Source organism: Janthinobacterium sp. SUN128 (assembly GCF_030587275.1).
GTDB classification, from domain to species: Bacteria; Pseudomonadota; Gammaproteobacteria; order Burkholderiales; family Burkholderiaceae_D; genus Janthinobacterium; species Janthinobacterium lividum.
Window position 1 is genome coordinate 115643 of sequence record NZ_JAPWHY010000001.1, and the last position, 17256, is coordinate 132898.

At 58.7% G+C, this 17256-nt stretch carries 21 protein-coding genes and 1 tRNA gene; 6 read left to right on the forward strand and 16 right to left on the reverse strand.

The window, feature by feature from the left end:
* Position 1 precedes the first annotated feature (1 nt).
* From O3297_RS00550 to O3297_RS00560, 3 genes are all read left to right on the forward strand, one after another.
* Entirely contained in the window at positions 2–2047 is a 2046-nt protein-coding gene (locus O3297_RS00550) for a bifunctional diguanylate cyclase/phosphodiesterase (RefSeq protein WP_305047444.1), read from the forward strand.
* A 94-nt stretch (positions 2048–2141) separates the two neighbouring features.
* Positions 2142–2231, forward strand: a tRNA-Ser gene (locus O3297_RS00555).
* A gap of 161 nt (positions 2232–2392) precedes the next feature.
* Positions 2393–3817: a hypothetical protein gene (locus tag O3297_RS00560; RefSeq protein WP_305047445.1), complete on the forward strand. Its 1425-nt coding sequence runs from the start codon at positions 2393–2395 to the stop codon at positions 3815–3817.
* 39 nt (positions 3818–3856) lie between these two features.
* On the opposite strand, the gene O3297_RS00565 is transcribed toward O3297_RS00560, so the two are convergent.
* From O3297_RS00565 to O3297_RS00620, 12 genes are all read right to left on the reverse strand, one after another.
* Entirely contained in the window at positions 3857–4915 is a 1059-nt protein-coding gene (locus O3297_RS00565; RefSeq protein ID WP_305047446.1) for a tyrosine-type recombinase/integrase, read from the reverse strand.
* 13 nt (positions 4916–4928) lie between these two features.
* Positions 4929–5180, reverse strand: a complete 252-nt coding sequence (locus O3297_RS00570) for a DUF4224 domain-containing protein (protein WP_046682344.1) — start codon at positions 5178–5180, stop codon at positions 4929–4931.
* The gene (locus tag O3297_RS00575) at positions 5173–5370 is read right to left on the reverse strand and encodes a hypothetical protein (protein WP_305047447.1); all 198 of its coding nucleotides are present in this window, start codon (positions 5368–5370) and stop codon (positions 5173–5175) included. The genes O3297_RS00570 and O3297_RS00575 overlap by 8 nt, the downstream gene beginning before the upstream one ends.
* Complete coding sequence (locus tag O3297_RS00580; RefSeq protein ID WP_305047448.1) at positions 5367–5606, reverse strand: hypothetical protein; 240 nt, start codon at positions 5604–5606, stop codon at positions 5367–5369. The genes O3297_RS00575 and O3297_RS00580 overlap by 4 nt, the downstream gene beginning before the upstream one ends.
* Entirely contained in the window at positions 5600–5752 is a 153-nt protein-coding gene (locus tag O3297_RS00585) for a hypothetical protein (protein WP_162995787.1), read from the reverse strand. The genes O3297_RS00580 and O3297_RS00585 overlap by 7 nt, the downstream gene beginning before the upstream one ends.
* A complete protein-coding gene (locus O3297_RS00590; RefSeq protein ID WP_305047449.1) occupies positions 5749–7587 on the reverse strand; it encodes a replication endonuclease in 1839 nt (612 codons plus the stop codon). The genes O3297_RS00585 and O3297_RS00590 overlap by 4 nt, the downstream gene beginning before the upstream one ends.
* A complete protein-coding gene (locus tag O3297_RS00595; protein ID WP_035820917.1) occupies positions 7577–7930 on the reverse strand; it encodes a hypothetical protein in 354 nt (117 codons plus the stop codon). The genes O3297_RS00590 and O3297_RS00595 overlap by 11 nt, the downstream gene beginning before the upstream one ends.
* A 101-nt stretch (positions 7931–8031) precedes the next feature.
* A complete protein-coding gene (locus O3297_RS00600; protein WP_305047450.1) occupies positions 8032–8412 on the reverse strand; it encodes a hypothetical protein in 381 nt (126 codons plus the stop codon).
* 120 nt (positions 8413–8532) lie between these two features.
* Positions 8533–8796 (reverse strand): ogr/Delta-like zinc finger family protein, encoded by a 264-nt coding sequence (locus O3297_RS00605; RefSeq protein WP_133992923.1) that lies wholly within the window; start codon positions 8794–8796, stop codon positions 8533–8535.
* Positions 8793–8981 (reverse strand): hypothetical protein, encoded by a 189-nt coding sequence (locus O3297_RS00610; RefSeq protein ID WP_035825591.1) that lies wholly within the window; start codon positions 8979–8981, stop codon positions 8793–8795. The genes O3297_RS00605 and O3297_RS00610 overlap by 4 nt, the downstream gene beginning before the upstream one ends.
* A gap of 37 nt (positions 8982–9018) precedes the next feature.
* A complete protein-coding gene (locus O3297_RS00615) occupies positions 9019–9222 on the reverse strand; it encodes a hypothetical protein (RefSeq protein ID WP_035820909.1) in 204 nt (67 codons plus the stop codon).
* A gap of 10 nt (positions 9223–9232) precedes the next feature.
* Positions 9233–9436 (reverse strand): ribbon-helix-helix protein, CopG family, encoded by a 204-nt coding sequence (locus O3297_RS00620; protein WP_139178462.1) that lies wholly within the window; start codon positions 9434–9436, stop codon positions 9233–9235.
* Between the two features lie 82 nt (positions 9437–9518).
* On the opposite strand from O3297_RS00620, the gene O3297_RS00625 reads away from it, so the two are divergent.
* The 3 genes from O3297_RS00625 to O3297_RS00635 all read left to right on the forward strand — a co-directional run bounded on the left by O3297_RS00625 (position 9519) and on the right by O3297_RS00635 (position 12370).
* Positions 9519–9962: a helix-turn-helix domain-containing protein gene (locus O3297_RS00625; protein WP_305047451.1), complete on the forward strand. Its 444-nt coding sequence runs from the start codon at positions 9519–9521 to the stop codon at positions 9960–9962.
* A 363-nt stretch (positions 9963–10325) separates the two neighbouring features.
* Positions 10326–11627 carry a hypothetical protein gene (locus tag O3297_RS00630; protein ID WP_305047452.1) on the forward strand — a complete coding sequence of 434 codons (1302 nt, stop codon included), beginning with the start codon at positions 10326–10328 and terminating at the stop codon, positions 11625–11627.
* A gap of 302 nt (positions 11628–11929) precedes the next feature.
* Positions 11930–12370, forward strand: coding sequence for a hypothetical protein (locus O3297_RS00635; protein WP_305047453.1), 441 nt, complete (start codon positions 11930–11932; stop codon positions 12368–12370).
* A gap of 4 nt (positions 12371–12374) precedes the next feature.
* Here O3297_RS00635 and O3297_RS00640 read toward each other — a convergent pair whose 3' ends face one another.
* The 4 genes from O3297_RS00640 to O3297_RS00655 are packed head-to-tail and all read right to left on the reverse strand — an operon-like array spanning position 12375 to position 17248.
* Positions 12375–13643, reverse strand: a complete 1269-nt coding sequence (locus O3297_RS00640) for a phage late control D family protein (RefSeq protein WP_305047454.1) — start codon at positions 13641–13643, stop codon at positions 12375–12377.
* Positions 13640–14248 (reverse strand): phage tail protein, encoded by a 609-nt coding sequence (locus tag O3297_RS00645; protein ID WP_305047455.1) that lies wholly within the window; start codon positions 14246–14248, stop codon positions 13640–13642. The genes O3297_RS00640 and O3297_RS00645 overlap by 4 nt, the downstream gene beginning before the upstream one ends.
* A 15-nt stretch (positions 14249–14263) precedes the next feature.
* The gene (locus tag O3297_RS00650) at positions 14264–17134 is read right to left on the reverse strand and encodes a phage tail protein (RefSeq protein ID WP_370385370.1); all 2871 of its coding nucleotides are present in this window, start codon (positions 17132–17134) and stop codon (positions 14264–14266) included.
* Positions 17135–17248 carry a GpE family phage tail protein gene (locus tag O3297_RS00655; protein ID WP_305047457.1) on the reverse strand — a complete coding sequence of 38 codons (114 nt, stop codon included), beginning with the start codon at positions 17246–17248 and terminating at the stop codon, positions 17135–17137.
* Positions 17249–17256 lie beyond the last annotated feature (8 nt).

Here is a 17256-nt window from a genome sequence, read left to right on the forward strand (position 1 = left end):
CATGACCCTGTTTCCGGTGTCGGATTTCCTCGGTGACAGCGCCGCCCTGTGCGACGCCGTCGTGCGTTTGCGCGGCCCTGCGCTGGTGGCCGAGCTGGGCCGTATCGCCAGCGCCGTGATGGTCAGCCCGCATGGCCGCTTCCTGCCTGCGGCCAGCATGGACGCCGCTGCGCCGGCCGCGCTGTTTCCCGACGATACGCCCGCCTTGCTGCAGGAAATCAGTTTCGACGGCCACTGCTTCGGCCATTACAGCGTGGCGGGGCGCCCGCTGTATAACGACGCTGACCGCCGCCACCTGGCCAGCCTGGCATCGTTGACGGCCGGCGTCTTGCAAGTGCATTCGCTGGCGCAACGCTCGACCCATGCCTACGCGCAAGTCGAAGCCTTGCTGGCGCAGCAGACGCAAATCCTCGACCAGTTGCACGAATCCGTGCTGACGATGGACTTGACCGGCTACATCACCAGCTGGAACAAGGGCGCCGAGCGCCTGTTCGGCTACACCTCGGTGGAAGCCGTGGGGCGCAACATCCTGTTCCTGTACGACGACGAAGACACGGGTTTCCACGACGCCTTCCTGGAGCAGGGAGGGCGCCTGATGGAGGTGCGCCGCCGAAAGAAGTCGGGCGAGATCTTCTGGGCCAGCCTGTCCTTGTCGCCGCTGCAAGACCTGGACGACAAGCCCATCGGACTCATCGCCTACCTGACGGACATCACGGAGCGCAAGCTGGCCGAAGAGCGCCTGCACCACCTGGCCTATTACGACCCCCTGACCAGCCTGCCTAACCGTACCTTGCTGGCCAAGCTGGTCGACCAGGCCCTCAGCGTGGCGCAGCGCAGCAAGATGCTCGGCTGCGTGCTGTTCATCGACTTGAACCGTTTTAAACTGATCAACGACACCCTGGGCCGGCGCATCGGCGACGAATTGCTGCGGCAAGTCTCGCTGCGTTTCCGCCACGCCTTGCGCGACCAGGACCTGGTGGCGCGCCTGGGTGGCGACGAGTTCGCCGTCGGCCTGTTCGACATCGGCCAGCATTTCGAGGCCAGCATGGTGGCGCAAAAGCTGCTGGCCTCGCTGGTGGAACCGTTTTTGATCGAAGGCCACGACTTGCGCGTGGGCGCCAGCATCGGCATCAGCGTGTATCCGCAAGACGGGCAGGACGCGGAAACCCTGCTGCGCCTGGCCGATATCGCCATGTACCGGGCCAAGCAGGACAGCGGCGGCGAAGCGGAAAGCGTGGCCTTCTACAGCCAGGACATGAACCTGGGCATGCAGGCGCGCATGCGGCTGGAAACAGGCTTGCGCCAGGCCCTGTCTGAGCAGCAACTGTTGCTGCATTACCAGCCAAAGTATGCCTTGGCCAGCGGGCGCATCATCGGCGCCGAAGCCCTGGTGCGCTGGCACCACCCGCAGCACGGCATGATCCCGCCCGCCGAGTTTATTCCTTTGGCCGAATCGACGGGGCTGGTGGTGCAAGTGGGCGAATGGGTGCTGGAAGCGGCCTGCGCCCAGGCGCAAGCGTGGAAACTGGCCGGCCTGCCGCCGATCCGCCTGGCCGTCAACGTGTCCGCGCGCGAATTCACGGCAGCCCTGCCCGCCAGGGTGGCCGCGACCCTGGCCCGCTACGGCCTGGAAGCGGCCTGGCTGGAGCTGGAAATCACGGAAAGCACCCTGATGCACAACATCGAGAGGGTCATCGGCATCATGGACCGCATCACGGCGCTGGGCGTGGCCCTGTCGCTGGACGATTTCGGCACTGGTTACTCAAGCTTGTCCTACCTCAAGCGTTTCCCCATCGACACATTAAAGATCGACCGCTCGTTCACCACCGGCATTCCGACAGATGCCAGTGACTGCGCCATCGCCAGCACCATCATCAGCATCGCCCAGCAGCTGCACCATAAAGTCATCGCGGAAGGCGTGGAAACGGCGGAGCAGCTGGCCTTCCTGAAGAGTTCTGGCTGCGACGAAGTACAGGGCTACCTGTTCTCGCGGCCGTTGCCGGCGGGGGAGTTCGAGAAGGCGCTGCGCGAGAACTGGGGCGTGTAGCCCAGGCGTGCCGCCTCCTTGCTATGAGGGAAAAGAGCCGCGACAGTTCTAGTCATTGGTAAGCCACGGACCTTTATGTATAATGCTGCCATCTGGAAGCGTGGCCGAGTGGTTGAAGGCACTAGTCTTGAAAACTAGCGACGGGTTAAACTGTTCGTGAGTTCGAATCTCACCGCTTCCGCCAGAATTGCAGAATAAGTCCTTGTTTTTAAAGGACTTATTTTTTTCGATCTATTTTTTATCAAAAAGACAATATTTCTTTTCTTTTCTTAAAGTGACTAGTTACGGAAGTGATTTCCGCAACTAGTCACTTTTCAATGAAGTAGCGGTTCTTAGGAGAAGCGTATGAGTGCCCAGTTTGATATAAGTGTTCCAGATCGCTACGATGTTTTGCAACGCAAAGTACCTGGGCAGCTTGCCCAAATTATTTCCCCAGTGAAAACAGCACTTGACCACGTCGACGCGGTTCATTCTGATATGAGAGCCTCGTCTAGAGGAGCGTTTCTGATTTTAAGGGGTGATTCTGGGACAGGTAAGTCAACTTTTATCCATACCGTAGGTTTATTTAGAAATAATGTTGAGACGCTAACGGTTGGAAAAAATGAGGATATAAGTGACACGCTTTCAAAATTGCCTTTGGCAACTGGGGATCTTCGAATCGTAGTTTTTGAAGGCAGAGAAGCGCTGACAGATGTTTCGAAAGAATTGCTCGAAAAATCAATACATGCGATTAATTCCTTCGTCAGAACGGCCGAAGGTGAACGAACTTTGATCGCTTGGCCCGTTAATAGAGATGACTTAGCTAACCAGCTGGCGAGGTTGGCGAGCGAAATTGGAGCCGAAGCGCTTGTAGGGCTTGGTGATCCTATATACAGGTTTCCTGGGCCGGATAAGTCCGATTTTATAAATATTGCGAATAAAACTATTGCACTCTTGAATCAAGGTGAAACTATACATGATCTTGGTATATCGACCACTCGTGCAGAAGAGCTGATTGAATTAACATCAACAATAGGGACATATCTGGGAATGATCAGGAGGGACCTCATTGCTAATAGAGGTGCACTTACTGTACTCGCTCAAAAGGATGTGTGCCGTATTTGGATTGTAGTTCTGGCAGGAAACGAACCAGATAGTGATATTGATGGAATAACAAGGGGTACGATGTATTCGGCAGATATTGATCGAATGCTCTCTGTTACACAAGCCAATATTGTTGAGGAACTAAAACAGTTTCCAGAAAAACTTGGTTTGTTGGGAACTTTTTTTGATGCTCGTGTTTTGCATATTCCGGTATTGGCGGCGCTAGCGGCCGTAAGGACGTACGCGTCCCCTGAACTTAAGGCAACCATGAAGGCGAATGGCATGACAGTAGCTTCTGATAAAAAAGTTCATGAACGTCTTGGAGGCACCAATTTAGTATCCTCGTTTAAAAATCAACCAATTGGTGTGCGGAAGGTAGGCGGTAAGACTGGGTCAAACTCGATAACTGCATTTGAAAAGCTTACCGCGATTGCCGCAGCAAATGATATTGCGTTAAACAGGGCGATTGCAGAGGCGCTTAAAAATATGGGCGTTATTGAAAGTTACGAAGTGGAGCAAGATTTTGGACTCGGCTTAACGAGACGGACTGATATCGTCGTAAAGGTAGCTGGTTCAATGGTTCGACTTGAGCTTATGTGGCGCAAAAAAACTGGTCGTGCCGATATATCTAACTATGTCCTTACGAAGCTTTTTAACTATGGCAAAGCTATTGGTTACTTAGCATAATTACGATCCAGCCATGATTGGCTGGATCGAATTCGGTCCTTAGCGTGTCGGCCGAACTGCTTGGCCAATTCGTCGATATACCTTTTCCGTGATGACTTTTTCGCTATGTCCCAGCAGGGAGCTGGCGGCGCCAAGGTCGGCAATGTCGCTGGCAGAGCGTGCTCGGATATCGCGGAACTGGAAGGCCTTGATGCGGCTGGCCAGCTCTTCGTCGCCAGCCTTTAGCGCCAGTTCCGCCGCAGCTTTCCGGGCGCCATCGAAGCGCAGGCGCAAATGCCACTTCTTGACTTGGCAACCATTCGGCAGCGCGACGATGAAGGTAGTGCGCGGCCGGTGCGGGCGCGCGTGGATGCGCTCGATGACCTTCGCCAGTTCGGACTTGATGCCGTCGTGCTCGAGCACGATGCGCAGCAGCTTGTTGCTCTTGCCCTGGCGCACCTGCAATGCCCCATTCTTCAAATCGCCGTCGCGCATCTTGAGCACGTCCGCAGGCCGCTGGCCGGTCAGGTAGTTCAGGTCCATGGCGTCCTGCAGCTCTTCACAGCCAGCGTTTCGCACCGCATCCCACACGGCTTTGTCGGCATAGAAGTCGCGCGGCACCTCCTTATTTTTGCGCACGCCCCGGCATGGGTTCTCGCGCTTGGTGTAGCCCCATTCCCGTGCCATATTGAACACATGCGACAGCAACGCGATTTCGCGGTTGGCGCGCACCTTGGCGCTGCGCGCGTCGCGGTAGCGGGCAATGTCCTGCGGCGTGATGGCATCGATGGGCGCGCTGTCGAAGACCGGGCGCAGCTGGCTCAACGAGCTTGAGTTCTCGCGTTGCGTGCTTGGCGCTTTGCCGGGCAGTATGTCCCGGACGTATTGCGCAAACACATACTCCATCAGCGTGGCGTCGGTCGGGACAGGCTTGCACTCGTATTCTGCCCACAGGCGCTTGGCCTCGACCAGATCCGTGCCCAGCGGGTATTCCTTCCTGTTCCCGGCATCGTCCCGGCCGTTGTAGTAGTAGCCGGTCCATGTATCGCCGGACTTGAGCTTGCGCACGCGCCGCAGCATGCGCGGGGGGAGTTTGTAGCCAGTGCTCTTAGGTCGCATAGTTTTCTTTCTTTTAACGTACTTTGGACAGGTCCGGCGCCCAGGCCGGCGTGCTCACCAGGCTGGCGGGATTGATGCCGCTCAAGCGCAGCCTGGCGTACAGTCGCCCGATGATGGGCGCGCCGGCGCGGTTCTTGATGAAGGTCCAGCCGTTTTGCTGCAGCCATTTGATCTGATCCACTTTCCGGCAGCAGCCTGAAATGGTTTCCAGCTCTTCCGCAGTCAGGGTTTCGGACTGGATGGAATTGTCAAAAAGGTTATTCATTGGATGCCGCTCTCGTTATTGCGGGGTTGCATGCCTTGCTTTTGCTCGTTGCCAAGGCGAACGCTTCGGCCTCGGTATATTGGGGAACTTCGGCGCCGATCTTGCGGAAGTCTCTTAGCCTGCAAAATTCTTTATAGTCGGCGTCCTCGATCAAGGCCGCCACGGCAGGTAATGAGCGTTCCGCCGTCATGCTGGGTACCCGACAGGCGCGACAGCCTTCTTGATCGCTTCGATGGCGGCCAGCGGCACCGCGCGGAACATGCCGGGCCACTGGTGGTCTAGCTCCACCCACGCATGCAGCTCGCCATTGCCCACGTCGCGGCGCAGGTCGTTGACGGTGCCGGCCTGGTAGCCTTCGTCGGTATCGAAGGTCACGCGGTCGCCCAGGGCGATTTGCCGCGGCGAATTGGTCGAAGTGTTCAGCATTGCGGTGCTCCTTTCAGTTTGGCTGTAACGCCGCACACGCCGAAGTGGTCGAGGGCGGCCTGGATCGCGTCGCCGCTGGAAGCGGCAATCGCGGCGTATTCAAAGCGTTCGGTTTGCGTGCGAACGATCACGGCATATGTGCTCATGTGCCATTTCCTTCATTGGGTGGGTTGTCGGGGACGATCAGCCGGGGATACGGGCAGGCGTTGACGGCCGCCCAGGCTGCAATCAATGCGGTTTTTGCCTCGTCAGGCAGGTCAGGCATGGGCGCCGCTGGCGGCGTGGCCGGGGAAGGGCGGTCGGGGTGCGTACAGTTATTTACACGAGTCCGAGGAACGGCGACCCCAACAGCCACCGCGCGCCCGCCTGTGGCCTGTACTGGCGTCCACGTATGGCGTACGGACTTGAAGACCACGCCGATGAGGTCGCTGCAGCGCACGCCGTAGGGCGTGGTGCGCAGCGTTTCGCCGTAGCGGCCGATGACGGTTTTTTCGTCCTTGGCCAGGGTGACGACCAGCTCCTTGCGCGGCACCAGGGCGCCGCCCTGGGCGCGCAGGTATTCGGCCCAGCAGGCGCGCTTTTCGCCGTCGATCTTTTGCACGGCGTCCCAGGCGCGGCGCATGGCGGCCGGCGCCTCGTTGAGCATGCTTTCCTCGATGCGGCGCAGTTCGCGCCACACGGTGACCGGTGCGCCGCCCCATTGCTGGAATTGGCGGATGCCCCAGCACGCGGCCCAGGACTCGACGCGCGCCGATGGCGTCAGCTCGACATCGCCTTCGGTGTCGGCCGTGACGACATAGCCTTCTTTCGTCTTGTGCTCGGCCACGCCGTCGATGTTCTTGGCCACGTACTTGGCGATGTAGCCGGCGGCGCTGCCCTTCGCCCAGTCGATGCGTTTGACGTCCAGGCGGCGCGCGAAGGCGCCCGGTTCGCCACGGTCCACGCGCCAGGCGTAGCGCTTCATGATGCGGATGGCGCGGCCGGCCACGTCCTGCAGGTGGGTCGTCTTGTATTTCGCGGTGGGGCGGACGAACAGCAGTAGATGCCAATGCGGGCAGCCATCGTGGTGCGGCTCGGCGATGCGAAAGCCGTACAGGCCGATGCCCCGGCGTGCCAGCGCGGAGCGGCACAGCGACGTCATTTTTCCCAGGTATGCGTTCGCCTCGCGCGGCGTGGAGCCGTCAAACTTGTCGTTTGGCTTGCCGCTGTGCTGCATGGCGTGAAAGCGCGATGGGCACGTCCAGGTGATGAAAATGCCTTGATCGCCGCACTCGCGGGCGATCTGCTCAAAGCCGTTGATGCGCAACATCAGTTCGCCCCGGCGGATGGCCTTGTTGGCGGTAGTTTTCTCGGCCAGCTCGGCGATGCTGAATTGCTGGCCGCTCTCGTTTTGCACCAGCGTGGCGGCCAGCGCCGCCGCGTTGCGGCGGTTTTGCGCCAGGCGCGACAGCACGGCGTCGTTGCTGGCGTAAGGTTCGCCGCGATAGTTCACGTAGCCCAGGCGGATATTGCCGGCCTCGAAGGCGCGCTTGACGCGCTTGCGCAGTTGGCGGCGCCACCAGCGGGCGTCCACCAGACGGGCGATGGTGTCGGTCAGCGCGTCGAATTCGGGCAGATCGATGCCATAGGAGGCGCATTCGTCTTCCATGATCTGCAGGGCGTGCGTGTCGGACACGGCCATCCACAGCATTTTGGTGACGCCGGCCGCCGCGCGTTCGGCGGTGGCCACGATGTCGGCGTCGCTTTGCGACAGGTCGACGCCGGCTGGCACGTACTGTTCGGCGAACTCGCGCACAAAGCCGGTGGCGACGGATTCATAGACTTTGTGCCAGGACGACCAGGCCATCTTGGCCAGGGCGGCCGTGATGACGCGGTTGCGCCATTTGTAGGGGATGCGGGCCAGCTCGGGCGCGAACTGGGCGGAGCGCAAGAAAGCTTCGTGACGCTGCGCGTCAGGCAGCAGGATTTGTTTAGATTGCATTCAACAGTCTTTCGTACACACGGATAGCGGCGGAAGTGGCGGCGCGTAGCTCGATGCGCTCTTCCTCGGTAAAGGAGTGAATCGGCGATTCCCAGCGGTCGGCGTCCAGGCCGGCGGCGATCAGCACGGAACGGCGCGCGCCACGCGGCGACAATCCCCAGGCCTGGGCCATGAAGGGCGCCAGGTTGCGCGGCTTGATGCTGCGCAGCTGGGCCTTGGCTTCGGCGATGGCGGCCAGCGCATGCCCGGCGCCTGGTGGCGTCGGCATGTCCTTGTCGCGCGCGGCCAGAATCTCGGCGGCAGGCTGGAAGGACAGGTGATTGTCGATAAGGGACGCCGGCATGGTTCAGTCCTTGATGACGCCGATGGCCCGCAGCACGTCAGGGGCGATGACGATCAGGAGCGACAGCAGCCAGATGCCGCAGGCTTTGGCCAGGCGCTGCATCAGCGTGCGCCTGCCTTGGCCATACCTTCGCCCCAGTACGAAAGCGCAGTTGTTCCCTCTTCGCTGGCAAACAGATAACGCATTTCCAAGGGCAGGCTGCCGACTACTGCGCGTTGATTTTCCGATGTGAAAAAACCGCCAAGCTGCAGCGCTTGCGCATCGCTGATGATGAAGGTGAGATTGGCCGCGCCATAGGCTTGGTAGGTCTTGGCAATTTCATGAATGTAGGCGGACAGCGCGCCGATGTCGGCGCCAGCGCCGGCATGCAGCAGGAAGCACGTCGGCGCCACTGGCACGACGCATTGCTGTAGTGCCGGGCGGGGTGTACCTGGTGCCGGGCTATGGCGGGCATGACTGGTGACGTGCAGCGTGGTTTCCATCGGTTTTCCTTATTTCAGGTTGAACGAATCCCGCACGCTCAAAAGGGAGCGCTGCAGGGCACAGCAAAAGAGGGGAGTTACGGCGGCCGGGTTACGGCGGCGCGAGGATAGCGATAGTCATCAGCAGCCCGCCGTCAGGTCCAGGGCCAGCTGGCTGGTGGCTGCCGCGCGCGCATGCTGGGACATCGGGATGCGGATATCCGGCTTGGGCATGGCGGACAGCGAGAGGGTGCGCAGCACTTCCAGGCCTGCCACGAAGGAGTGCCCGCATTCGGGGTTTTGGCACATGTAGGTGATTTCCTTGAACATGGCGGACATCGTGCGGCTTTTGACGGCGCGGACGGTGTTTTCGCAATGCGGGCAGGGCAGGCCGATGACTCTCATTTCAGCTTTCTTTCCACTTGGTACAGGGCGCGACCGCGACCTGTCATGTTTTTCGACTGTATGCGTAAGCGCGACTTGACGAGCCATTCAGCCGCCTGGTCGATACTTGCCAGCCCCTGGCGTTGGCGCACGAGTTCCAGCACCGCGCGCTCTTCGTCATTGAGGTGAATTTGATGGTCTGGCATTTTCTGTAACTTTAGAGTTGCTCAAAAGTGACTCGGTTTAAACGCTGCGACGCTGTACGCTGTCGATGGTGGCGTCATCCAAGGCGATCACGGCCAAGGCTTCACGCATCACGATCTGGCGCACCAGCACCGCAAGCTCTTCGCCCTGGTAGTTGGCGATCGAGGAAACGAGCTGGTGCTCGTAATCGTCCAGGCGCAGCATGACGCGGTGGCTGCGGATACGTTTTGCATCGGGGTACATGACGTTGTCCTTAGTGAATGGATTTGGAAGCGAGTTCACGCTTGTAGTCGGCGAGGCCGCGCAGGATCAGGAAACGTAGAAACCAGGCACGGGAGCGCTCAAGTTTCTCTGCGTAGCCTTCGACTTCGTCTACCTCATCAGACGTCAGACGAACGCCAAGAGGCTTAGTCGTGACGCCCTTGGCAGTGCGCCTCGCTATGGATACGTTTTTCATAATGTTATGATCTGTAATCGCTATGGTATGGCATAACTATAGCTCTCAAATGAGAGCATTGTAAAGAAGAATTTGCGCACAAATGAGATCAATTGGTGAAATACTAAAAGAAGAGCGTCAACGGCTGGGCATGAACCAGGAAGATTTTGCTGCCGTCGCCGGGCTGAAGCGACGCGCACAAACGCTGTATGAACAAGACGAGCGTGCCCCGGATGCGCTTTACTTACGAGCGCTGGCTGGCATCGGGGTCGATGTCCACTACATACTTACGGGTGAGAGATTGCAATCAGCCGTTACCTCGGATGAGCGAGAATTGTTGGATGGCTATAGAAGTATGGACGTTCGAGGGAAAGCAGGCGTACTTGGGATGATTGGCGGCATGCGCTCGCCAACGCCCCCAGCATCCCAAGCAGGGAATGCCCCACACGTTGAAACCCACGGCAAGATTGGGCAAAATTTCGTGGGAAATATCATTGGGCCGCAGACTTTTAATGTGGCCGGCAGCGGACGAAAAAAGGAAAAATAGTCTGCAAGTGATTCACCTTCTTATGCTTATTGTAATTGTTACTTCTTTGCTCTGCATAATTTTTAGTTGTTTGAATCATCGGCAGTGAGCACTTGAAACAGGCGAATCGTATGGTTTTCGTCGCGGCATCACATTTAACGATGGAGATCTTATAGTAAAGTTAGAAAGTATTCGTTGTTGAAGAGCGAATTGATTCGCCTAAAATGGCGTCTTTGTCCGAATGTGCCCCAGTGATCGGATTGCCGTTGACGGTTTTCCAGTAGGTTGCATGGATACGAATACAATATCAGCAGACCAAGGCGGTGGAGGGCGATTTTCGCGTGAGACCGTATAGACCACGGAAGTTTTCAAGTAAGGGGTACCATGAACGAGATTGACGATCTTAAACAGTTGCGGCTACAGGAAGAAAAGAGGTTTATCAACAATGAGTTCATTGAAGCGCTAGCACAACAGCTAATCGACAGCCTCGTTAAATGGTCCAACGAAGAAATTTTCGAGCCTAAGGGCGGTAAACTAAGCTTCGAAATGACACTGGGACCACCCAACGCCGGCGTCGCCATCAGCCCGAGCCGCCCTCTTTTCCCCCGCGTGGAGTTCCGCACCTCTCTCATCTCAGAAATCTATGCAGATGCGTTCTCATTTCCTCTTGTGTGTCGACGTATCGGGATGGAGACCGATACGTTAAAAAATTTCAATGACATAGAAGGGTTTCTCGATTGCCAGGTTCGGTTTACCGATCCAATACCGCAGCTAAATGAGTCGTATGTGGCGGAGATATTTAGACTCCAATGTAGTACCATGATCGAGGTTCTCGGAGAGCAGAGAGAGCGCGATCATCAAATTCAAGCTAATGACGTTCGGTGCCGGTTCATAATGTTTGAGCTGATGCTTGTGTGGACATTTTTTCACGAGCTAGGCCATGTCGCGCAGGGACATCATCTGATGCACTCGGGTGGCAAGTCAAAAGTCCATGATTATAGTTTCTTGGAAATTGACGAGGTCGCCGTGGATCTGAACAACTCTGCTAACATGAGCTCTGTTCCCCAAGATGCGGCTAAGTCGGTGCCGCCCGATCTTCCTGCACAGGCACGGGAATTGATGGCCGATGCTGAGGCGATGGATCTCACATTGAAATATCTCGTAAAAGACCGTAGGCTCAATTTCAAAGTATTGTACCTGTTGGTCTGTTCCATTGGATGTATGTTTCAGCGCTTCTATTCCCACTACCCGGACAATCTGGATATTTCTTCTGGGCGTCATCCTCATCCTGTAATTCGCGACGAGTCCAGCCACTTGCTGGGTAACAATTGGGTTGCCGATTTTCTTGTGGCGAGCAAGAACATTGAGAATAGAGGCGATGCCAGTATGCCGATGGCCTATCTCAGCGTTCGAGCCTCTCTTATGACGGGTTTGTTTCGTGCGCACCGCATCGAAAGGCGCAAAAATCCAGAGATTTTGCCCTCATATATGGGGCTACTTCGCGATGGCGGCGAACAGCGACGCTCGTACTTCAGTGTGCTTGTGCCCGAGATTGAGCGGCAATTACCTATCGCTGTAAGCCAGCACCTGATCAAACTAAACTCGCTCGAATATTGGTTTCAACTCTTTAAGGCCAGTGCAAACAGAGAAGATTCTCCCGATTCGCAAAACACTGGTCCAGTATAGCTGACGTATGTTTCTGAATTTCTAACTAGACGATTTTCCTGCTGGCATCTTCGATTTTTGTCTGAAATCAAAGATGTCAGCGACAGCAACTGCAGTCTTTATATGGCATCACCTGATGGTAATTGAAATGTGTGAGCTGTGTGCTCAGAGCAGTTGCAATGGTTTCGTGATTTGCTGTCGCCAGAATCCTAAGCCATATTTCTTTGGAGCGTACTTGATCAGATAGCCCCAGTATCTGCCGATGGATATGGTGCCGAATTTCGTTTTCCTGGCGTTCTACTTCTTCCAAATTTCTGGTGATCATGACACTCTCCAATATTGATGCTTTTGATGAATTAACTGGCCGAATTTTTGCAAAACTGTATGAAAATTTCCCGAAACCAATCTTCCTGGACGCGAGAAAATTTGTTGAAGGTGGCGAAGCTGCATGCTTCAATGCTGACAGCTTCACAGGTGCCGAAGTGACTCCTCCGGCAGATGCATTTATCAACACCGCCACATGGTTGGTGCAAGAGGGATACATTTCCGTACGCCCCAATAGCAAGACAGGCACAGGCTTCTCGGATGCGGTACTTTCCGAAAAAGGTTTGACTGCCCTCAAAGCTGTCCCCGATAGTCTGGTTAGCCGCGCTACCTTGGGCGAGAGGTTGGTGCAATCAGTGAAGGCCGGAACTATGGAGACACTCAAGGGTGTAACAAATGAAGTATTGAGCGTCCTGATAAAGTCTGTGACCCTCCCGTAGTTCGTTACGTCTGCGCTTTGGAATCCGTTTCCGCCGGCTTCCATGGCTCCTCGCTGTTCTCCCGAATGATTTCGCGCACCTCCTTGATGTGCTCCCACTCCAGTTTTGCCGCCCGCTTGGCGGCCTGCTTGCTCTTGTAAAGATGCTCCAGCGTCTTAAGCGTACTCTTGACCCCGGCCTGTTCCTGGCCTGCCTTTTTCTTCTTCGCCGCCACATCCTTCCACTTCGCCACCACGCCCGTGATGCCTTCATCCGGGTCTTTCTCGTCCTCGCGTTCGGCCTCGACCGCTTCCGTTTTCGTCTCAAACTCCACCCGCGTGGTAAAGCCGTTGCCGCCCAGGCTGTGCGTGACCTTGACCGATAGCCACTCGGTGGCGTCGATCTCGGGCTTGAAACCTTTCACCGTCACGGGCGATTGCGGGAATACGGCCGGGTTGCCCAAGGCCAGGTTCATTTCAAAGGTGGCCAGGCCGCGCAGGATGCGTTGCCATTCGGCCACGGCCGCCGCGCGCGCGTCCGTCTCGTTGGCGAAGGTGGTGCGCAGGCGCTTGCTGTTGCCGGGTACGCCGGCCACGACGCTGCGGCGGCGCGCGTAGCGTTCGTCGTGCCAGAAGGCGCGCACGCCCGTGTAGGCGTCGCTCTCTGCGCTGTGGTAGCGGTGGCCGTCGCCCAAGGCGCGCGTGATGGGGATGACGGGCAGCGCCTTGCCGCTGGCGGTGCGGCTCTGGTTGATGGGGATGAAGAGCAATGTGTCATTCTTGACGGTGGCCACCGCATCGTATTTCCTGCCCAGCCGGCGCAGGAAGGCCGCATCGCTTTCGTGGGTCTGGTCGATGTGCTCGATGGCGGTATCGCGCAGGCGCGCCGATACGCCCGACGCCAGCTCGTTGCGAAAGGCGATGGCTTCGATGATGGCGCCCAGGGTGGTCTTGTGAAAGCTGTGTTCCTGCTGCTGCTTGAAGGTGTCGATCAGGTTGGCCGACCTGGCACGCAGGGTGATGGTGTCGGGCGCGCCGCTGTGCTCCACCTCGTCGACGGTGAACTTGCCCATGTCCACCAGACCGGTGGCTTGCCAGCCCAGCGCCAGGGCGATCTGCGCGCCACGCGGCGGCAGGGCCAGCTTGCCGTCGCTGTCGTCCAGGGAAATATCGAGCTGGTCGCTCTCGTCGCCACGGCACAGGGTCAAGGTCAGATTGATCAGCCGCGGCGACACGATGGCCGTCAAATCCTTGTCCTCGATGCTGACCTTGAAGGCGGGGATATGCTCGCTCATTTGAACTTGTCCGCCGCGCTGCCGATGGCGCCGCTGATGCCGCCGCCGATCTTGTCTTTCATCTCGCTGACCACGCCGCCATATTTCGACGTGATGCCGCCGACCACATTGCCCACCACGCTGCCCACGGCATTCTTGGCCGCGCCGGCAATGCTGCTGGTCATGCCGTCGATGCTGAGCATGTTTTTCAGGTCGCCGATGTCGCCCAGGCCAAGCATGGCCAGCACGCCGTCGTCGTCGCGTTTGAGCGCAATCGAAAACTCGACACGGCGCGCGCCGCCGCTGCCGTCGAGGATGGTGCGGCCCTCGGTCATGCTGGTGATGCGGTAGGAGCCGAGAATGCGGCCCGTGCCCTGGATCAGTATCCACGATTTACCGGTATCGGCCATCATGCGCAGCGCATCGAGCGAATACAGGGAGCCGGTCAGTTCCGGCGCCACCCAACCAGACAGGGTGATGGTGTCGTCGCCTGGCCCCACGTACTGGTGCGCATCGCGCAGGCCCACGCGGGCCGTGCTGGCGTGCTTCCATTCCGTTTGCCGCTGCAGCTCGTGATAGGCCAGGGTGGGCAGGCTGAAGACGAACATTCCTAAAATCATCATCATGGTGGTGCTTCTTTCTTAATCGTGGTCGCGCAGGGAAGAGCGGATGCGTGCCGCCTTTTCACGGTCGCGCTGTTCTAACGCCACGCTCACCGCGCGCGCGATGGCCTGGGGATCGGTGCCGGCCTGCACGTGGAAGGTGATTTCGATCTTGTCGCCCTGAATCGTCATGCCGGCGCCGAACCCGCCCTGGGCCAGCGGCGCGCGCGTGTCGAAGGCGCTGGCGGGCAGTGCGGTGGCCGTGCCGATGGCAATACCGGCGCCCAGTTGCGTCAGGCGCTGCGCTAGTCCGGAAACCTTGGCAATGGGCGCGCCCTCGCTGCGGTCCAGGCCCACGGCCAGGCCCTGCATGGTGTAGTCGCCGAGCTGGGCGAAGACGCGGCTCGGGCTGTGGATGCCCAGCTTTTCCTTGAACCAGGCAATGGTGCTGGAACCGGCATTGCTGATGGCGTCCTTGACGGCGCCCATGGAACCGGTGATGCCGTTGACCAGCCCGCGCAGGATGTTGGCGCCGAATTCGGTGAACTGGGCCGGCAGTTCGATGCCGAACCAGCTCATGACACCCGCGAACGCTTGGTAAAACACGCCCACGGGCGACCAGTTGATAATCAGGGCCGTGATACTGCCCATGCCGCCGGCACAGACCGTGCGCAGGCGCGACCAGATGTCGGCAAAGAAGGCGGAAATAGGCGCCCAAGATGCGGTGATGCGCTGCAGGATGCTGGCGCCGAAGTCGGTGAACTGGGCCGGCAGTGCGATACCGAACCAGCCCAGCACGCCCGCGAAGGCGCGATAGAAGAGGCCCAGCGGCGACCAGTTGGCGATCAGGCTGTTGATGCCGGTAAAGCCGCCGGCAAACGCTGTCTTGACATCCGACCACAGACCGCCAAAGAAACCCTTGATCGGTTCCCAGTATTTGTAGATCAGGAAGGCGGCGCCGGCGATGACCGTGATGGCGATGCCAATCGGGTTCATCAGAAGAGCGCGGCCCAACCACAACACGGCGCGGCCCGCCCACATGAAGGCGCCGCCCAGGTTGCGCAAGATGGGCGTGAGCACGCCGCCCGTCACGCCCATCTTGGCGAACATGACGTGCAGCATGGCATACGGGCCGATCATGGCGGCAATGCCCAGCATCAGCGGCCCAAGCACCAGCAGCAGGCCGGCCAGCACGGCAAAGGCGGTAATCATGATCTTGGCCACGGTCGGGTTGCGTTCCATGAAGCCGTTCAGGCGCTGCACGGCACTGATGGCCAGCTCCAGCCCCTGCGCATACAGCGGCAGGATTTTCTCGCCCATGGTGAGCTTGAGGTTGGCCAGCTTGGATTGTGCTTCCAGTTCCTTGCCGGCGGCCGAGTCGCGGCCCAGCTTTTCCAGCTTGCCGATATCGGCGGCGCCACGGTTGAGCTTTTCGTTCTTGTGGATCTGCACGCGCTGCAAGTACATCTGTGAATACAGGTTCGACGCGGTGCGGTTCGAAAAGATGCTGCCGATGGCGTCGAGCACCTGTTTCTTTTCCGTGATGCCCTTCTTGGCGAGTTGCGGCAACAGCACCTTTTCCAGCCATTCGAACTGGTTCTCGCGGAACAGTTCCGCGCCCAGCAGCGCGCCGGGATCGAGGAACGAGACTTGCCCGGCCTTGTCGTGCTTGACCTTGCTCTTGTCGCCGATCAGGCCGAACTCTTCCAGCTTCCTGGCAGAGCGCTTCGTCGTGCGGCCCTGGTACAAGTTCTGATAGGCGCTCATGAGGGACGTGCCGACTCGGTTGCCGCTCATTTCCTGCACCAGCGGTTCCATCTGGTAGTAGAAGGCGTCATCCTTCAAGCCCTTGGCGGCGATGCCGCCCGTTTTGATCATGTTCAGCCATTCATTCGGGCCGACGCGCCCGCCCGTGGCGGTGATGACCTGCTGCACGATATTTGCCTGGGCTTCGAACTTTTCCTTGCTCTCCAGGCCGCCGCGCAGCTCGATCACCTTGAGCATATCCATGAACTTGCGTTCGTTGTCGGCGCCTTCTTCCTCACCAAAGAAGGCGTGATTGGCAAACTTCATTTTGGCCAGGGTAGGGGCGACCATTTCCGCGTGGTGCACGTCGGCAAAGGCGCTCATGCCGTCGCGCATGAGTTGCAGGTTGTCGAGCTGGCTGGTGCCGTAGGTCTTCATATTGCGCGCGAAGGCGACGGCCTCGGCTGACACCTTGTCGCCCAGGCCCAGCGCGTTGACGCGGCCCACTTCCGTTTGATAGTGCTTGGCCTCGTTCAGCCCCTTGACCACGGGCGCGCCGATGACGGCGCCCGTGGCGGTGGCGCCTGCGCCGGCCATGGCCAGGTTGCCCGCCTTGCTGCGCAGCTTGTCCGCATGCTGGGTGGCATTGGCGACGCGCTGTTGCTTGGCGGCCGCGTTGGCCAGTTTCTGCTGCTGCAGCGTCATGGTTTTGTTGGTGGCCTCGATCTCGCGGCGCAAGGTGCGCTCGTGGTTGGCCAGGTCTTTGGTGCCGATGCCGGCGCCGGCCAGGCGCTCGCGCATGACCTGCAGTTGCTGGGCTTGCTGCTGGCCGGCCGTCTTCAAGGCGCCAGCCGCTTTGACGGCGGCATTAAATTCGCGCGTCATGGCGCGCGTGGGTGCCTCCGTCTGTTTCATTTTGGTGGCCAGGCTGGCGACCTTCTGCTGGGCCGCTTCCAGCTTGCTGCGGGTGGCGTCCAGGCCGCCGTGCAACTCGCGGAACTTGCTGATGTTCTTTTGCTGGGCATTCAGGTCGCGCAAGCGGTCGCTGGTCGCTTTCAGCGCCTTCGCCGTCTCGCTGGACCCGCCCATGATTTTTTTCAGCGGGCCAGTGATTTTGTCCAGCGCTGCAAACACTACCTGTAACCTCAAATCCCGACCAGCCATCTATTTCGCTCCGCTTCGCTGCCGGGCGCGTTCGCGCCAGGCCATCAGTTCATCAATCGTAAAGCCGTCCATCGCTGCCGGCGTCCAGTGGAAGACGCCGGCAATGTCGGCCATGGCGTCTT